The sequence below is a fragment of the Streptomyces sp. NPDC003379 genome (assembly GCF_053589195.1).
Map to the genome: position 1 here is coordinate 29868 of NZ_JBSFRK010000024.1, position 17201 is coordinate 47068.

General features: G+C 71.7%; 17 protein-coding genes. 9 read left to right on the forward strand and 8 right to left on the reverse strand.

The genetic code is table 11. The features are described 5' to 3' along the window. Positions 1-56: 56 nt before the first annotated feature. A complete protein-coding gene (locus ACWDVB_RS23615) occupies positions 57-1082 on the reverse strand; it encodes an SCO0930 family lipoprotein (protein ID WP_451516287.1) in 1026 nt (341 codons plus the stop codon). A 346-nt stretch (positions 1083-1428) separates the two neighbouring features. On the opposite strand from ACWDVB_RS23615, the gene ACWDVB_RS23620 reads away from it, so the two are divergent. The 4 genes from ACWDVB_RS23620 (at position 1429) to ACWDVB_RS23635 (ending at position 3829) form a co-directional block, all read left to right on the forward strand. Further along, positions 1429-1962: a hypothetical protein gene (locus tag ACWDVB_RS23620; RefSeq protein ID WP_451611992.1), complete on the forward strand. Its 534-nt coding sequence runs from the start codon at positions 1429-1431 to the stop codon at positions 1960-1962. A gap of 15 nt (positions 1963-1977) precedes the next feature. After that, positions 1978-2745: a bestrophin-like domain gene (locus ACWDVB_RS23625; protein WP_451516289.1), complete on the forward strand. Its 768-nt coding sequence runs from the start codon at positions 1978-1980 to the stop codon at positions 2743-2745. Positions 2746-2847: 102 nt separating this feature from the next. Then, the gene (locus ACWDVB_RS23630; protein ID WP_451516290.1) at positions 2848-3066 is read left to right on the forward strand and encodes a hypothetical protein; all 219 of its coding nucleotides are present in this window, start codon (positions 2848-2850) and stop codon (positions 3064-3066) included. A 211-nt stretch (positions 3067-3277) separates the two neighbouring features. Next, positions 3278-3829, forward strand: coding sequence for a hypothetical protein (locus ACWDVB_RS23635; RefSeq protein WP_451516291.1), 552 nt, complete (start codon positions 3278-3280; stop codon positions 3827-3829). 115 nt (positions 3830-3944) lie between these two features. Here ACWDVB_RS23635 and ACWDVB_RS23640 read toward each other — a convergent pair whose 3' ends face one another. Further along, on the reverse strand, positions 3945-4436 hold the full coding sequence (locus ACWDVB_RS23640) for a hypothetical protein (protein WP_451516292.1): 492 nt from the start codon (positions 4434-4436) through the stop codon (positions 3945-3947). A gap of 349 nt (positions 4437-4785) precedes the next feature. Between ACWDVB_RS23640 and ACWDVB_RS23645 the strand changes: the two genes are divergently transcribed. Next, positions 4786-5466, forward strand: coding sequence for a class F sortase (locus tag ACWDVB_RS23645; RefSeq protein ID WP_451516293.1), 681 nt, complete (start codon positions 4786-4788; stop codon positions 5464-5466). Between the two features lie 11 nt (positions 5467-5477). Here the strand turns inward: ACWDVB_RS23645 and ACWDVB_RS23650 are convergent, their stop codons facing one another. After that, complete coding sequence (locus tag ACWDVB_RS23650; protein WP_451516294.1) at positions 5478-6323, reverse strand: polysaccharide deacetylase family protein; 846 nt, start codon at positions 6321-6323, stop codon at positions 5478-5480. Between the two features lie 344 nt (positions 6324-6667). Between ACWDVB_RS23650 and ACWDVB_RS23655 the strand changes: the two genes are divergently transcribed. Both ACWDVB_RS23655 and ACWDVB_RS23660 read left to right on the forward strand, forming a co-directional pair. Next, positions 6668-7129: a universal stress protein gene (locus ACWDVB_RS23655; protein WP_451516295.1), complete on the forward strand. Its 462-nt coding sequence runs from the start codon at positions 6668-6670 to the stop codon at positions 7127-7129. 142 nt (positions 7130-7271) lie between these two features. After that, complete coding sequence (locus tag ACWDVB_RS23660; protein ID WP_451516296.1) at positions 7272-8693, forward strand: amino acid permease; 1422 nt, start codon at positions 7272-7274, stop codon at positions 8691-8693. A gap of 26 nt (positions 8694-8719) precedes the next feature. On the opposite strand, the gene ACWDVB_RS23665 is transcribed toward ACWDVB_RS23660, so the two are convergent. Beyond that, on the reverse strand, positions 8720-9874 hold the full coding sequence (locus tag ACWDVB_RS23665; RefSeq protein WP_451516297.1) for a CapA family protein: 1155 nt from the start codon (positions 9872-9874) through the stop codon (positions 8720-8722). Positions 9875-10276: 402 nt separating this feature from the next. Between ACWDVB_RS23665 and ACWDVB_RS23670 the strand changes: the two genes are divergently transcribed. Then, positions 10277-10792 carry a hypothetical protein gene (locus tag ACWDVB_RS23670; RefSeq protein WP_451516298.1) on the forward strand — a complete coding sequence of 172 codons (516 nt, stop codon included), beginning with the start codon at positions 10277-10279 and terminating at the stop codon, positions 10790-10792. A 72-nt stretch (positions 10793-10864) separates the two neighbouring features. Next, complete coding sequence (locus ACWDVB_RS23675) at positions 10865-11503, forward strand: zf-HC2 domain-containing protein (RefSeq protein WP_451516299.1); 639 nt, start codon at positions 10865-10867, stop codon at positions 11501-11503. 66 nt (positions 11504-11569) lie between these two features. Here ACWDVB_RS23675 and ACWDVB_RS23680 read toward each other — a convergent pair whose 3' ends face one another. The 4 genes from ACWDVB_RS23680 to aroF form a co-directional block, all read right to left on the reverse strand. Continuing rightward, entirely contained in the window at positions 11570-12430 is an 861-nt protein-coding gene (locus ACWDVB_RS23680; protein WP_451516300.1) for an Fpg/Nei family DNA glycosylase, read from the reverse strand. A 21-nt stretch (positions 12431-12451) separates the two neighbouring features. Beyond that, positions 12452-14479, reverse strand: a complete 2028-nt coding sequence (locus tag ACWDVB_RS23685; RefSeq protein WP_451516377.1) for a SpoIIE family protein phosphatase — start codon at positions 14477-14479, stop codon at positions 12452-12454. 164 nt (positions 14480-14643) lie between these two features. Beyond that, positions 14644-15627 carry a streptomycin biosynthesis protein gene (locus ACWDVB_RS23690; protein WP_451516301.1) on the reverse strand — a complete coding sequence of 328 codons (984 nt, stop codon included), beginning with the start codon at positions 15625-15627 and terminating at the stop codon, positions 14644-14646. A 445-nt stretch (positions 15628-16072) separates the two neighbouring features. Beyond that, entirely contained in the window at positions 16073-17125 is a 1053-nt protein-coding gene (gene aroF / locus ACWDVB_RS23695; RefSeq protein WP_451516302.1) for a 3-deoxy-7-phosphoheptulonate synthase, read from the reverse strand. Positions 17126-17201 lie beyond the last annotated feature (76 nt).

Here is a 17201-nt window from a genome sequence, read left to right on the forward strand (position 1 = left end):
GGCCCGTCCCTCCTTGTGATAGGGGGACGGGCCGGCCGGCCGTGCTCCGTGGGGGGTTACTTGGGGGCGCCCACCGCCTTGCCGTCCGGGCTCGCGGCATACCAAGTGCCGCCGACGCCCTGGCCGTTGGTGTCGCCCGGCTTCTTGTCGCCCGCGAAGGTGTACAGCGGCCAGCAGTCGATCGTCTGCTGCTTGCCGCCGTCGGGGCGGTCGTAGGTCATATAGCCCTTCTTCTTGATCCCCTCGGCGTCGGCCTTGTCGACGGGGGCGACGGCGGGCCACTTCTCGGCGCAGGCGCCCACGCAGTTGGATTTGATCGGCCAGGCGGAGTCCTTGGTGAAGCGGTAGACGGTCATGCCGTTCTTGTCGACGACGATCTCGCCGAGTTTCGGGTCGTTGCGGGTGGACAGGCCCGCGGGGTCGGCGGGGGCCGGTTCGGCGGGAGCGGTCTCGTCGGGGGCGGCCTCGTCGGGGGCGGTTCCGGCCCCCGCGGGCGAGGCCTTCTTGCCGTCGGGGGCCGCGGCGTGCCAAGTGCCACCCACTCCCTGCCCCTTGGCGTCGCCGGGCTTGGCGTCCTTCGCGTACCGGTACATCGGCCAGCCGTCGATGGTGAGCTGCTTGGTGCCGTCGGCGCCGGTGACCTCGCCGAGCAGGGACTCGTCGACGCCCGGCGCGGCCTTGGCGCCGTTGGCTGCCACGGCGGGCCAGGCCTTCAGGCAGACGGCGTCGCAGTTGGACTTGGGGGGTTGGGCGGTGTCCTTGTCGAAGCGGTAGAGCGTGAAGCCCGCGCTGTCGGTGACGACCTTCCCGAGCTTCTTGCTGTCCCAGACGGCGAGCTGCCCGGCCGGCTTCGCCTTGGCGTCGGCGCCGTCGTCCCCGGCGCCGGAGTCCGCGCCGTATCCGTCGCCCGCGCCGTATCCGTCGCCCTTGGCGGGCGCCTCGTTGCCCACATTCTGGCCATTCGGGGACTGGTCGCCCTTCTCCTGTCCGCACGCCGCCGTCAACGCCACCAGGGCCGCAGCCGTCGCTACGAGCGAGGCGCTCCGCCAGGCCCGAGGGGCTCGCCCACTTGGATGCCGCATCTCTCACTCCCGCTGTCAGCTGTGGTGTTGTGGCGCCTGTTTGCGTCACACATGGCCCTAGGTACGGGCGGGGGCGACCGTCGCGTTCAACCGGGCGCAAGATTCTTTGCGCGGCGCACGGGCGGAGGGTGCGGTGCGGGAGTGGGGCGTGGGGCGCGAGGGTGAGGCGTAGGGCACGTGAGCGGGTCGTAGGGCATGAGGGTGTTCACGTCGTCAAACCTGCGCGGGGGCCGCCTCCTTCCTTCGGGGCATTCGGGAGCGTTACGGCATGCCGGGGGCAGGCGCCGCCCATGCTCTCGTCGTGCATGGAACCTCGCGGGCCTTACCTCCCCTCGTCATACGGGCGTTGGCGCTCCTGGCGCTGACCTTGCTGCTCGGCGCCTCCGCCACCACCGGCACGGCCGCGGCCGACGACTGCGCGTACGCGTCGGTCAACCGGGGCGGTGCCTCTTCGGGCGGCGACAACCTGGCCGTGGCGGGCGACGGCGGTGACTGCTGGGCGGGGCCCACGCACCGCCCGAAGCCTCCGCCACCACCGCCGCCGCCCGCTCCTCCGCCACCACCACCTCCGCCGCCTCCACCTCCACCTCCGCCTCCAGAGCCCGAGGCCCCCGAGCCGCCACCGCCTCCCGCGCCGAAGCCGGTCCCGACACCGGCCCTCGCCCCGGCCGCGGCGCCCGAGCCCGCGCCGAAGCCGCCGCCCGAGCCGAAGCCCCCCGCTCGCAGCAGAACAACCAAGCCATCGCCATCCGTGACATATCCGGCGTACCACGCGCCAACCCGCAAGCGGCCGCCGCGCGGTGGCCCGTCCCTCGTCTCGCTCACCCTGCTCATCACGGCGCCCGCGGTGCTCGCCGTCGCCGCGCTCCGCCCGCGCTGACCGCCGGAGGTTCCCATGTCGGAATGGCTTGTTCTCACCCTCGCGATGGTGGCCGCTTGCGGTGTCGTGCTCATCGTGACGCTGCTGCGGCACCGCAGGACCGGCGCGGACTACGACTCGTCGGAGACGCCGGACGTCATCGAGTACATGACGATGATGATCGGCGTCGTGTACGCCATCGTGCTCGGCCTGGCCATCGCGGGCGTCTGGGAGGCGCGCGGCGCCGCCCAGGAACACGTCCGCGTGGAGGCCCAGGCACTGCACGAGATCTCGGAGCGGGCGCGGGTCTATCCGGAGGACGTCCGGGATCGTATCCGCGCCGACGTACACACCTATGTCAGCCATGTCGTCACCAAGGAGTGGGACACCATGGCGGCCAAGGGCGAGCTCACCGACCGCGGCGCCGATCTCCTCACCCGGATCCGCCACGACGTCACCGACTACGAACCGAAGTCGGACTTCGAGGCCCAGGCCTACCAGCCGCTGGTCGACGAGGTGGCGGCCGCGGACGACGCCCGCAGCGCCCGGGCGGACAGCGTCGGGGCGACCATGCCCGGCGTGGTCTGGTTCGGCCTGATCATCGGGGGCCTGGTGACGATCGGCATGATCTTCGCGCTGCAGATCCGCCGCACACCGCGCGAACTGGTCCTCGCCGGTCTCTTCTCCGCCCTGTTCGCCTTCCTGCTCTTCCTGATCTGGGACTTCGACGCCCCGTACGGCCGTGGCATCGCGGCGACGGCGGAACCGTTCAAGGCGCTGTTCCCGGGAATCGGCGGCGGCTGAGACCGGGGACTCGCCCCGGAGTACGCCTCAGCCGTGGCGAGTTGCCGCTCGATGGCCGTGAACCATGCTGCGCCGGGCCCCTGCCCGGCGCATTCTGGTGCCATGGCCTGGCAGACACCGATCGTCGTCCATCCACCCGCCGCCGACGGCGGGCGGCGGGTCACCGTGCGCGGACAGGACGCCGGCGTAGCCCGCGGCGACCGCGACCTGGTGGAGCTCCTGCGGCGCGCGGGGCTCGGCGAGGCCGACATCGCGCTCGACGACCCGAATCTCGTGGAGTGGCGCGGCGGCCCTCACATCTGGCCCGAGCCGCGGCACTGAGACCCGCCACTCCCCATGCCATACGCGCGCGCTCCGTCCCGTCCGCCACGCCGCGCCGTTCCCCTGTCCGGCGGAGCGGATTGCCCCGTTCGCGCGACACCGATCGCGGCCCCAAGGGAGCGTACTTAGCGTTTCGGTCATCGAGGTGCATTTCAGGCGTCAGCGGAAGAAGGTCCGCGGCTGCTCCTCGGGGACCCGGAGGATCCACACCATGCACGCGATACGCGTCGCTTCTGCCGCTCTGCTCACCGCCACCGTCCTGACGCTGACGATCCCGCCCGCGTCGGCGGCCGTCACGGGCGACGACACGAACAACAACATCACCTCGTTCGGCTTCCGCGTGACCCCGTCGACGATCGCCGCGGGCGGGCAGGTCACGCTCAGCGTCGAAGGCTGCGACGGCGACGCCAAGGTCACCTCCGGGGTCTTCGACGACGCCCACATCCCCAAGGGACAGTCGTCCGCCACGGCCAAGGTGTTCTGGGACGCCAAGCCGGGGGCGATGTACGAGGTGACGTTCACCTGCGACGGGGAGACCGGCAAGACCGACCTGACCATCGCCACCGGCCGCCCCGACAACAACAGCCACCAGAACCAGAACCCCAACCCGAACCCCGTCCACAAGGGTGTCAAGGCCGGCATCGGCGGCAGCCTCGGCGGGTTCGACCTGCACGAGATCGCCCTCGGCGGCGCGCTGGTCGTGGGCGGCCTGGGCGCCGCGTACTACAAGGCACGGCGCCGCACCGGCGAGGACAACTCCTGACCGGCTCCCGACCGGCTCCCGCCCCGCTCCTGACCCTCCCTCGGCACCGCCGCTTCGCCCCCGGGGCGTCTCCAGACCTCGGGGGCGAAGGGGGCGCGCCGGTTCGCCCGGCGGCTCAGGACCGGTTCTCGGCCCGGCGGCGCATCCAGAACACGCCGCCGCCGACCACGGCCGCCGCCACCAGGGCGCCACCGATCGCGATGTCGGTGGGGGTCGCCCCCGACGGCGAGCTGCCGCCGAAGCCACCGCGCACACCGCCGTGGATGACGGTGAACGCGGCCGGGCGGGTGAGCGTCTTGCCGCCGCAGTGGGCCGTGATGTCGTACGCGCCCGGGGTCGCGTGCTTGTGGACGACGGCTGTCGCGCTCGACGTGGTGCCGCCGGGGATCGAGTGCAGGTTCGTGTCCGGGAACGCGTGCGAGGTGATCTTGCCGCCGGCCTGGCAGGACGAGCCGTCGACCGTGACGGTCAGGTGTCCGCCCCGCGGAATCACGCTCGGCATCGCCACGATGTTGGTCGGGTCGGCCCACGCGGACGCGGCCGGGGCGGCGAGCCCGACGACCGCGCCTGCCGCGGCGGCGACCGCGAGGGCACGAGTGGTACGCATACGAGAAGTACGCATGGAAGTCCTCCGCGGAAGGCGCCCCGGGGGTACCGTCCCCGGTCGATCGGCGAGAGCGCCTCCCAGTCAGACCCTCAGATGCGGTGCGCCGGGCCGCATTTCGGGGATCGGCCGTCCTGGTGAGACGACACGCCGGGACGGGTCCACGCGATCGGACATCACCGCAGGTCACGGTCCGTCAGAAATTTCCTGTCCGGGGGCGACCCGGATGGCGCACCCCGACCGTGGCGCCACCCGTTCGCACCCGCCCTTTCGCACGCCACGCGCCCCGCGCTTAGCGTTCTCGTACGCGTAACCGACGCGGCGCGCCCGCCGCGTCGAGAGGGGATAGAGAATGCCTTCGTCCCACCCGGCCGACGAGTTCGAGTTCCAGGATTCCCAGGAGGACGAAAAGCAGAAGAAGCGCGCCCCCTGGGGCGTGATGGCGCTCGTCCTGCTGACCGGTCTCGCGCTGATCCGCAATGGCTCGGGGGAATTCGACGTGGGGCCGCCGCAGCCCGCGTCCGCCGCGGCCGCGGACCGCACACCGGACCCCGGGGTCGCCGCCCCTGCGCCCCTGACGTTCTCGCCCGCCGAGCGCGTGCGCATCAAGGGCATCCAGGTGGACGCGCCGGTCACCGCGGTGGGGCTCGACCCCGAGGGGTGGGTGGACGCGCCGCCGCCGGAGGACGCGAACCTCGCCGGCTGGTTCACGGGCGCCGTCTCGCCGGGCGAGAAGGGCACGGCCGTAGTCGTCGGCCATGTGGACAACCAGCAGGGACCGGCCGTCTTTTACGGCCTAGGTTCCCTGAAGAAGGGACAGCACGTCGAGATCAGGCGCGAGGACAAGAAGACCGCGATTTTCAAGATCTACGGCATCGAGGTGTTCGACAAGAAGGACTTCCCCGGCAAGCGGGTCTACGGAAACGACGGAACTCCCGAGTTGCGCGTCATCACCTGCGGCGGCGGTTTCAGCAAGCAGTCCGGATACGACGGGAACGTCGTCGTGTTCGCCCGCCTGACCGCCGTGCGCTGACCTCGGGCGCGTCACATGGCGTAGCGGTTCGGCACCGTGACGCGGTAGCCGGAGTCGAGGAGTTCGGGAAGGTAGGTGCGCAGGGCCCTGACGCTGGCGGAGCGGTCGCCGCCCGCGTCGTGCGAGAGCACCACCACGCCGGGTGCCGCGCCCGCGCGGACGCGGCGGACGATGGTCTTCGCGCCGGGCTCGGTCCAGTCGAGGGTGTCGACGGTCCAGGCGAGCGGTTCCATGCCGAGTTGTGCGCCGAGTTGGAAGGTGTTGCGGTTCCACGCACCGTAGGGGGCGCGGAACCACTCGGGAGGTTCGCCGGTCACGCCCTCGATGACGTCGCAGGTCCGCTCCATCTGCGCGCGCGTCTTGGAGCGGCTCAGCTTGGGCAGCAGCGGGTGGCTCCAGGTGTGGTTGCCGATCACATGCCCGTCGTCGGCCATCTCGCGCAGCAGGTCCGCGTTGTCGACGACCATCTCCCCGCACACGAAGAACATCGCGCGGACGTCGTACGCGCGCAGGGTCCGCAGGATGGACGGGGTGTAGCGGGGGTCGGGCCCGTCGTCGAAGGTCAGCACCATCGAACGCTCGTGCCGGTCCAGGCGCAGGATCGGTGCCTTGCGGACCCGGGGCAGGGCGCGCGCGGAGCGCGGCGGGCCGTGTCCCGCCATGGGCTGGAGGCGGTACGCGGAGGGCTTGAGGGCGCGGGCGGCCGCCGGTCCCGCGGCGGGCCTGCCGGTGGGTGCGGTCGGTCCGGGGGCGGCCGGGCGGCCGGTGTCCGCGCATCCGGCGGTCGCGGCGAGCCCGAGGGCGACGGCGGCACGGAGCACGACCCGACGCCCTGGAGTCAGCTGATCGTCTTTCATGACCAATCCGTCGCATGGCGGAAGGCCGACGCGGCACACCAACACCGGACCGCTCCCCGAAAGCACCCGATCAGCCGCCTCCGGGCGGCCTGACGCGGCGGACAGGTCTCTTTCTCCCCACGAGGAGCGACCGCGCGGCGAGGCACGCCCGACGCTGTCCGACGAGGTCGCTCAACTTCCGCCGACCACTGCCCAGTTCGACGCCCCAGCGCGTGAGCGGAGGGGCATCGAGGACGATGCCGTCCGCCGTGTACGGGACGAAGGGAAGGCCGCGGTGCCTGTACAGGGCCTGCGCAGGGCGCCTGCCCGCGGCAGCACCGCGCCGCTCCGTTAACCTCTCGGGCGTGAGCGCAGACCAGTCCCAGCAGTTTGAACGCGGTACCGACGGGCCCAAGGTGATCGTCGTCGGAGTCGATGGCTCCGATTCGTCGTTGCGGGCCGCGGCGTACGCCGGAGGCCTTGCCCGGCGCCAGCGGGCCCTGCTCGCCGTCGTGTACATCCAGCCGGTGATGGCCGCGGGCGCGGCCCTCGGCGCCCCGGTCGCCGAGACCACGGACGAGATCGCCGAGGGGCTCATATCGGAGATCAGGGACGCCGCCGAGCGGGTGAAGGACATATTCGACGTGAGATGGGAGTTCCACACCTTCCACGGCGACCCGTACAACGGTCTGGTCGCCGCGGCGGACGAGCTGAAGGCGGACGCCGTGGTCGTCGGCGCCTCCGAGCAGGCGGGCCACCGCATCGTCGGCTCGGTCGCCGTCCGCCTGGTGAAGGCGGGCCGCTGGCCGGTGACAGTGGTGCCGTGACCGGAGCCCCCGCCGAACGAACCCTCACGCACAAGCCGAATGAACCCTCACGCGCAAGGGGTGTGGCGTCTTCCGTCGTGCCGCGGGCTGGGCCATCATGATCCGCCATCAGCCGACTGCCGTCCGCGAAGAGGTGGAGCTCATGGCGGGACTCCGGATGGGGCGGGGCATCCTGCGCCGCAAGCCCATCGAACGCATCGAGGAGACGGAGACCGGGGCGGGCGGCGGGCTCACCCGGTCGCTGGGGCTCTGGCAGCTCACCGCGATCGGCGTCGGCGGCATCATCGGCGCCGGCATCTTCACCCTGGCGGGCACCGTCGCCAACGAGAAGGCAGGGCCCGCGGTCCTCGTCTCGTTCCTGATCGCGGGTGTGGCGAGCGCCGCGGCGGCGTTCTCGTACGCGGAGTTCGCGGGCCTGATCCCGAAGGCGGGATCCGCGTACACGTACGGCTATGTGGTGCTCGGTGAGCTGGCCGGCTGGTTCATCGGCTGGGATCTGCTCCTGGAGTACACGGCGATCGTCGCGGTGGTCGCGATCGGCATCTCCGGCTACTTCAACTTCCTGGTCAACGACATGGGCGCCGAGCTGCCGAAGTGGATGCTGGGCGCGCCCGGCACCGGCGACGGACACAAGGTCGACCTCTTCGCGGCGCTGCTCTGCCTGCTCATCGCGTATCTGCTCACCCTCGGCATCAAGAACGCGGCGCGCTTCGAGATGGTCGTCGTGGTCCTCAAGGTCCTCGTCGTGCTGCTCGTCATCGGCGTCGGGTTCTTCCACGTCAACACCGGCAACTACCAGCCGTTCTTCCCCTTCGGGGTCAGTGGCGCCTTCACGGGTGCGGCGACCGTGTTCTTCGCGGTCTTCGGCTACGACGCCATGAGTACCGCCGCCGAGGAGTCCAAGGACGCCCAGCGCCACATGCCGAAGGCGATCCTCTACTCCCTCGCGGTCTCGATGGTGCTCTACGTGCTCGCGTGCCTGGTCCTCACCGGCATGCAGGGGTACAAGGACATCGACCCGGAGAGCGGGTTCTCCAGCGCGTTCAAGGCCGTGGGGCTCGGTGGGCTCGCCGACGTCATCGCCGTCGGCGCCATCATCGGCATCCTCACCGTGATGTTCACCTTCATGCTGGGCGTCACCCGTGTGTGGTTCTCCATGAGCCGCGACGGGCTGCTGCCCAAGTGGTTCGCGAAGACGCACGAGACGCGGCACGTGCCGACGCGTGTGACGTGGATCGTCGGGTTCGCGTCGGCCGCCATCGCCGGGTTCCTGCCGATCGGCGAGGCGGCCGAACTGACGAACATCGGCATCCTGCTGGCGTTCGTCGTGGTGTGTATCGCGGTGATCGTGCTGCGCTACAGGCGGCCCGACCTGCCGCGCACCTTCCGGTGTCCCGGGATGCCGGTGGTGCCGGCGGTCGGGGTGGTCTTCTCCATCTGGCTGATCACGTTCCTGCAGTGGCAGACCTGGGTGCGGTTCGCCGTGTGGTTCGCGGTCGGGCTGCTCGTGTACTTCGGCTACTCCTACCGGAAGTCGGAGCTGGTGGCGAAGGCGGAGCAGTAGTAGCGCTGTAGTTCTGTAATGCGTGGCTACTTGGCCATCACCAGGCCGTCCTTGGCCGCGCCCCGGCTGAGGACGACGCGGCGGATCCGGTCGCGTACGTCGCGTACGTCCGCCCCGCGGCGCAGCGCCGAGTTGAGGTTGACGATCCGGCCGGCGTCCGTGTCGAACCACATCGGGATGAACTCGGCCTTCCTCACCTGCCACCGCCCGCCCGGCGCGGCCGGCGGCGCGAAGGTGAAGCGGCCGATGGAGTTCTGGTTGCCGCGGGGGTCCTTGTCGCCTTCGTCGTTGATCATGTCGCCGGCGATCTGGTCGCCCATGCCGTAGATGATCCAGGTGCCGTTGACCTTCTCGTACGCCTGGGGGACGTGCGCGTGGGTGCCGATGATCAGGTCGATGTCCGGTCGGCCCGCCGTGCGCGAGGCCGTGAGCCGCTTGCCGAGGCGCAGCTGCCGCCGGTCGGGCACGGTCTGCCACTCCGTGCCCCAGTGCAGGCTGACGACGACCACGTCGGCGCCCGCCTTCCGCGCCGCCCGCGCGTCCGCGACGATCCTGCCGCGGTCGATCAGGTCGACCGACCAGGGCTTGCCCTTCGGCATCGGGTAGCCGTTCGTGCCGTACGTGTACGCCAGCTGCGCGACCTTGGCGCCGCCCGCCCGCAGCCACGCCGGTCTCCTGTCCTCGGCGGCGGAGCGGGCCGAGCCCGCGTGCTTGACGCCCGCCTTGTCGAGCGCGTCCAGGGTGCGGCGCACGCCCGCCGCGCCGTCGTCCAGGGAGTGGTTGGAGGCGGTGGAGCACGAGTCGTACCCGGTGGCCTTGAGGGCGCGGGCCACCTGGGGCGGGGACTTGAAGTCGGGGTAGCCGCTGTAGTCGCCCTTCGCTCCGTACACCGTCTCCATGTGGCAGATCGCCAGGTCGGCCTTGGAGACGACCGGCTTGGCGCCGGCAAGCATCGGTGCGAAGTCGTGGCCGTCGCCGTCCGCGTCGGCTCGGGCCTGGCGGATGATCGAGGCGTGCGGGAGGACGTCACCGGAGGCGACGAGGGTGAAGCGGCGCCGCTCGGCCGTGCCGCCGCTCGCCGGGGAGTGGGCCGGGGCCGCCTGGCGTGACACTCCCGGCGGGGTGGACCGCCCGGCGGCCCCGCTCGGTGGCTCTGGCACGCACGCCGCGGCGCCCGCCATCAGGAGGGCCGTCGCGGCGGCGGCCGCCGGTCGTCCTCTTCTGGCCCGTGGTGGGGGCGGTGAGGTGCTTGGGGTCCCTGTGTGCCGTGAGTTCCGTACGCGCTGCGTCATCGATCAGGCTCCGCGAATAGGGTGATAGCAGATAATATGACTACATCTACGGAGCTATAGGACAGTCAAGGACCAATGCCGTCTCAGTCGCTGAAAGGGAGTCAAATCATTTGGCCCTGTGACGCGAACAACACGGGGTGGCTCACCTGCGGGGAAACCGTGGGCCGGGTCAAGGCTCCGTAAAGCGCCTTGCTCGGCACCCCCCTTGAGTAATCGGCTGTCCTCATCCGTGTTCCGGATTGGGGGGCCAGAGGCCGGTGACGCGCACGGACCGGAGGAAGGCGGAGCGGGATGCTGCACGAGAGCAGAGGCAACACGGAAGGCCCACGGGGCGGCGAACTGACCGTGCCGATGGCGTGGTTGTACGCGGAGTACATCGCCGACGAGTTGCTGCGTACCGGCGATCTGATGCCGCCCACGTCGTTCGAGTACCGGGCGGGGCGGGACGCGCTCGCCCTGACGATCTTCCTGTCGGACAGCAGGGGCGAGCTGTCCGGGATCCGGGTGATCACCCAGCTGGAGACCTGGCTCTCCCTGACGGAGTACGACCATGCCTGGCAGGAGTGGGTGCGCGAGCGGATCGAACTGCTCCTGGAGGACGCCGCCGCGGCGGGCGGGCCGGGCCCCGATCTGGAGCTGGCCGAGCTGGCCTGGCGGTGGCTGGAGGAGACGGAGCTGCTGGCGCCGGATCTGGACGCGGTGCCGGGCGGCGGGGCCGTGCCGGGCGAGGAGGACGGGCCGAAGGTGTGGACGCCCGCGTGGCGGCTCGGGCTGCCGCTGGGGCATCTGGCGATCCATCTGTTCTGACGCGGCCCTTGAACGATCCGGCGACCCCTTACGTACCGGAGGGCAAGCGGCACCCCTCCCGTAAGGAACGCCATGAGGTCCCTGGAACGGCATCGTGACGCCGGCGCCTACGCGCTCGGTGTTCTCGACGAGCCGGACGCGTTCCGGTTCGAGGACCACCTCGCACAATGCCCGGCCTGCCACCTCGCGCTGGGCGAACTGCGCCGCACAGCCGCCCAGTTGAAGCTGTACGGCCGTGCGACGCCGCCCGCCGCCGCGCCCGGCCCGAAGCTCCTGGAGCACACCCTGCGCGAGGTCGGCCGCGTGCACACGGTGCGGCGCAGGAGGCGGCTGTGCGCGCTCGCCCTCGCCGCCGTGCTGGCCTTCGGCGCGCCCGCCGTGGCCCTCGTGACGGCCGCCGGGCCCGACCCCGGGCGGCCCGAGCGGCTCAGCGCGCGCGACGCCCGCAGCGGGGTCCACGCGACGCTGACGGCCCGCGACCGCGCCTGGGGGACGGAGCTCGCGCTCACGGTGCGGGACCCGGCGCCCCGGTCACGGGTCTGCGAGCTGGTCGCCGTGGGCAAGGACGGTTCGGAGCGGACCGTCACGACGTGGCAGGTCCCCGCGCGGAGCGTGGAGATTCCGGCGGTCGCGGCCCTGCGTCCGGACGAGACCGATCGGTACGAGGTGCGGACCGCGGACGGGGAACGGCTGGTGACGCTACGGCCGTAGTCTGCCGCGCCGCGAAGGCCCCCACTTCAGCCCCCCCCTTCAGCAATCGCTCACTTCAGCGGCCCCTCACTTCAGCAGCCGCGACAACCTCCGGTCCGCCAGCGGCTTTCCGCCCGTCTGGCACGTCGGGCAGTACTGCAGGGAGGAGTCGGCGAAGGACACCTCGCGGATCGTGTCGCCGCAGACGGGGCACGGCTCACCGGTGCGGCCGTGTACGCGCAGGCCGCTCTTCTTCTCCGCCTTGAGACGGCCCGCCGCGACGCCGTGTGAGCGCTCCACCGCCTCGGTCAGCGTGGCGCGCAGCGCCTCGTACAGCCCGTGGACCTCGCCCTCCGTAAGGCTGGACGTGAGCTTGAAGGGGGACATGCGGGCCGCGTGCAGGATCTCGTCGCTGTACGCGTTGCCGATGCCGGCGATCAGGCCCTGGTCGCGCAGTGCCCCTTTGATCCGGCGCCGTTCACCGGCGAGGAGGCGGGTGAACCGCTCCTCGTCGAAGTCCGGGGCGAGCGGGTCGGGGCCCAGCCGGGCGATGCCCGGGATCTCCTGCGGCGCCTCGGTGACGTACACCGCGAGGCGCTTCTGGGTGCCCGCCTCCGTGAGGTCGAAGCCCTCCCCCGCGTCCAGGGCGACGCGCAGCGCGAGCGGGCCCTTGCCGGGGCGCGGGGTGCCGTCGGGAAGCCGGTCCTTCCACTGCAGCCAGCCGGCGCGGGCGAGGTGCGTGACGAGGTGCAGCCCGTCGGCGTCGATGTCCAGGAACTTGCCGTGCCGCTCCACGGCCGTGACGGTGCGGCCGTGGAGGGCGGTGAGCGGAGGGTCGTACGTCTTGAGGACGTTCACCGCGACGGGCAGCACGCGCACGATCTCGCGGCCGGTCAGCCGGTCCGTCAGAAAGGCTCGCAGGGCTTCGACTTCGGGCAGTTCCGGCATGGCTCTCGCTCTCCCTCAGGCTCACTCGTTCCTGGCGGGCACGACGAACTCGCACCACACGCATTTGCCGCCGCCGCGCGCGTCCACGCCCCACAGGTCCGTGAGCCGGTCCACCAGGAGCAGACCGCGTCCCGACACACCGTCCTCGCCCGCCTCCCGGCGGCGCGGCAGGGCGCTGGAGGAGTCCTCGACGTCGACGCGCAGCCGCCGGTCGGTGCCGCTCAGGACGCGCAGGGTCACGATCGCGGAGCCGTCGGTGTGCATCAGCGCGTTGGTGATCATTTCGTCGGCGACCAGCTCGATCTCGTCGGCGCGCTCGCCCGCGCCCCAGGCGCGCACCGCGGCCCTGATCATGTGCCGGGCCTCGGCGAGCGCCTCCGGGTCGCTGGGTGCCACGTGCTGCTGGAGGCGGCCGCCCGAGCGGGGCGCGTCGATCGTGCGGCGGCGGAGCAGGAGCAGCGCGGCGTCGTCGTCCCCGCCCCGGCCGTCGACGATGCCGCAGAGCCGGTCGGCGAGCTTCGACAGGTCGCGGGGGCCGGTGGCGGCCAGCTCCGAGAGGGCCTGCATGCCGTCGTCGAGGTCGGCGCCGGGGACCTCGACGAGGCCGTCGGTGCAGAGCAACAGGGTCTGGCCCGGGTCGAGTTCGAGGGTGGTGACGGGGTAGTCGAGCCGCCCGAACTCGGCGGACAGACCGAGCGGCAGACCGCCGTCGACGGGCACCCTGCGGCAGGAGCCGTCGGTGAGCTGGAGGAGCGGGTCGATGTGTCCCGCCCGCACGAACTGCACCACGCCGGTCGTCAGGTCGGCCTCCGCGTACAGGCAGGTCGCGAAGCGCTCGGTGTCGAGCTCGTGCAGGAAGGTGGAGGCGCGGGCCATGACGGTGGCGGGCAGATGCCCCTCGGCGGCGTAGGCGCGCAGCACGATGCGGAGCTGGCCCATGACGGCCGCCGCGTGCGTGTCGTGGCCCTGGACGTCGCCGATGACGGCCCCGACCCGGCCTCCGGGCAGCGGGATCACGTCGTACCAGTCGCCCCCGATGTCCCGGCCGAGCGCCGCCGCGCGGTACCGGACGGCGATCTCCGCGCCCGGCACGCCGGGGATGGTCCGCGGCAGCATGGCCTGCTGGAGGCCCTGGGCGAGGTCCTTCTCCTGTTCGTAGAACATGGCGCGCTGCAGGCTCTGCGCGATGCTGCTGCCGAGCGCGACCAGGACGTTGCGCTCCTCCGCGGTGAAGCCGGTCTTGTGCTGGTAGAGCAGGCCGAGCGCGCCGATGGGCCTGGCCTGCGCGATCAGCGGCAGATACGCGGCCGCGGTGATGCCGAGCCCGGCGATGTGCGGCCACAGCAGCGGATAGGACCGCGCGAAGTCCTCGGCGGACTCGATGTAGCGCGGCGCGAGCGTGCGGACGACCTCGCTCATCGGGTACGCCTCGTCGACGCGGGTCACCCGGGTGCCCGGCACGAAGCTGCCGGCCGGTCCCTCGGCGACCAGGCGGATCCGCCCGGCCTCGACCAGGCCCATGACCAGGTTCGACGCCCCGAGGTGGGCGAGGCCGTGGGTGTCCTTGAGTACGTCGATGACGTCGCGGACCGTGCGGGCGTGCGCCAGCGCCGCCGTGGTGCCCTGGACGATGCTGGTCCTGCGGCGCCGCTCGGCCTCCTCGTCGACCCGCTCCCGCACGGCTGGCGGGCTGTCGCCGAGCTCACGGGTGGCGTCCCTGACGATGCCCACGATGCGGCGGGGACGGCCCGTGTCGTCACGCCGGATACAGCCGTGCGTGTGGGTCCAGCGCAGCGCGCCGCCCCGCAGGCGGACCCTGAAGTAGGCGCCGTAGGTCTGGCTGCCGTCCTTCAGCGCGTGCGAGACGATCTGGTCCAGGCGGTGCGCCTCGGCGGTCGGGACGCGCGCGGAGAGGGTCTCCGGCCGGCCGTCGTATTCGTCGGCGCGTACGTCGAAGACCTCGTGGGCGGTGGCGTCCATGCGCATGAGGCCCGTGCCGAGGTCCCAGTCGAAGCAGCCCATGCGCAGCGCGGCTCCGTACAGCTCCATGAAACAGCCGGCTGGCTCCCCGGCCGGCTGTCCACAGCGGCAGTGCGCCGTCGGGTCGTACGCACTGGTACCCGCGTCCATGGGGCCACGCTAGGCGGAGCCCCCCGCGCGCGCATGTGGGGGAAGCGCCGCCGCGTGGGGCCCCGGTGGTGCCGCTCGCGGTGTTACGCCGACTCGGCGACCTTGTCCTGCACCCGCACCGCCACCTCCGTCCACATCTCCGCGCTCTCGCCGGCCAGGTACGCCACGACGCCCCGGCAGTGCGGGGGAACCTGGTCGATGATCTGTTCCCACTCCGCCATGCTGATCGTGTGGATGTTGAGCAGCCGCAGCAGTGTGCGGCCGATCTCGCTGAAGCGCAGCGCCGGGTCCGCCTTGAGGCGCTTGACGGCCGCGGCGCGGTCCTCGGCCGTGTCCCTCTCGGGCAGGGCCGAGGGGCCGCGGCCGAGGCGCGGCGCGACGACGCGGTCCTCGGTGCCCGGCTGCCTGCCGCGGCGTACCAGCGGGTCCTCGCCCCGCATCATGCGGTTGCGTACGTCCCGTACGGTCTCCGGCGAGATGGACGCGACGCGGGCGACCTGGCGCAGCGACAGGCCGGGGTTCTGGGCGATCAGCTCGCTGGCGAGCCTGCGCCCCTCGGCGCCGTTGATGGGCCTGACGCGGCCGTCGTGGCCGATCCGGCTGCCGTCCCCCGCCCCGCTGTCCGGGTCCCGTCTGCGGATGTCCGCCACGGTGCCCGGGGCGATGCCGCTGACCGAGGCGATCATCCGGTCCGACCACTGCGGGTGCGAGGCGATGATGCGCGCGGCCGCGCGCTTGCGGTCCGCCGTCGTCAGCGGCAGGCCGTGTGTGACGTTCGATTCGACGGCGAGGACGAACGCGTCGTCCTCGGCTCCGTCGAAGTACTTCACCGCGATCTTGCGCTGCCCGCGGAGCTCCGCGGCGCGCAGCCGGTGCAGGCCGTCGATGACCCGCATCGTGGGACGGTGCACGGTGATGGGCGGCAGTGGGGTCTGTACGACCGCCAGCGCCTCCACGTGGTCCGGGTCCACTCCGGACGTACGCGGTGAATCCGCCGTCGACAGCGAGCCGATCTCGACTTCGACGACCATCAGTTGGTCGAACTGTTCGTGCCCAGGTGTTGCCAACTCAACTCCCCCTCAAGCTCTGATGTCCCCCGTGGGTGTGCGTCCCGGCACACTGAACGACTCACACCACATCGCCGCACCCCTCCCGCGGCCGCCGGCCGAGCCGGCTGGGCCACGTCTCCCGGATGAGTGCGTCGATGGATCGCGTGGGTCGCGCCTCGTACGCGTCCGCCCTTCGTCGAGGGCCCCTGAAGTGAATGCGCTGCGCGCTCCGCAGACGTGGTTCTCCCGGATCGCGCGGAGTGTTCGCCCGGTTTTTGGGCGCGGGTGCAGCGCGCAGTGGTGCGCCCGCGCCGTCCTGAATCACCCGTTGAAACCGAGTCGAACATTCCGGCGAATGTGCGTTCGTCGGAGAATTTCCCGCCGAACGAACACACTTACCCTAACAACGCCTATTCGGTGCTGGTACCCCTCACTAATAGCGCGCTCACAGGTTCCGCTACCCCTAACGACCCCTACCGGCCCGCACTTCGGCGGCCGGCCGCGCCGGGACGCGGCCCATCAGCGGGGAGAGCTGCGCGACGGCGCTCGCCACCTCGGCGGTCTCCGTCCGGGTCAGGGCCTGCGCGCCGTCGCAGAGCGCCGTCGCGGGGTCCGGGTGTACGTCGATCATGACGCCGTCCGCGCCCACGGCGAGGGCGGCGCGGGTGAGCGGCAGGACGAGGTCCCTGCGGCCGCCGGAGTGCGAGGGGTCGACGATCACCGGCAGGTGGGAGAGGCGCTGGACGACCGGCACGGCGCTGATGTCCAGGGTGTTGCGGGTGGCGGTCTCGAAGGTGCGGATGCCGCGCTCGCACAGCACGATGTCGAGGTTGCCGCGCTGCGCGATGTACTCGGCGGCCATCAGCCACTCCTCGATCGTGGCGCCGAAGCCGCGCTTGAGGAGCACCGGCATGCCGGCCCGGCCGACCTCCTGGAGCAGGGCGAAGTTGTGCATGTTCCGGGTGCCGATCTGGAGCATGTCCGCGTAGGGGGCGACCAGTTCGACGCCGGCCGGGTCGATGACCTCGGTGACCAGCGGCAGCCCGGTCTCCGCCGTGACGTCGGCGAGGATGCGCAGCCCGCTCTCGCCCAGCCCCTGGTACGCGTAAGGAGAGGTGCGCGGTTTGAAGGCGCCGCCCCGCAGCAGCGAGGCGCCCGCCGCCTTGGCCATCTCGGCGGCCGCGAGGGTCTGCGCGGGCGTCTCCACGGCGCAGGGCCCGGCGATGACGGTCAGGGTGTCGGGGCCGATGGGCACGCCCGCGACGGTGACGACGCTCCGGTCGACGTGGTGCTCCCGGCTGACCAGCTTGTACGGCACCGAGATCCGTACGACGTCGAGTACTCCGCGCAGCTGGGAGAGGTTGAGGGCGTCGAACGCCTCCACGTCCCCCACCAGGCCGACGATGGTGCGGGTCACGCCGCGGCTCACGAACGCGTCCCCGCCCGCCGTGCGCACCCGTTCGACGACCGCGTCCACATCGTTCTGTGTGGCCTCCGGGGCCATCACGACAACCACAGGGTTCCTCCTCGGGATTTTCCACGTGAATGGATCAGTGGAATCCGGAACGCAACGGGGGCTGAACGAAATGCGT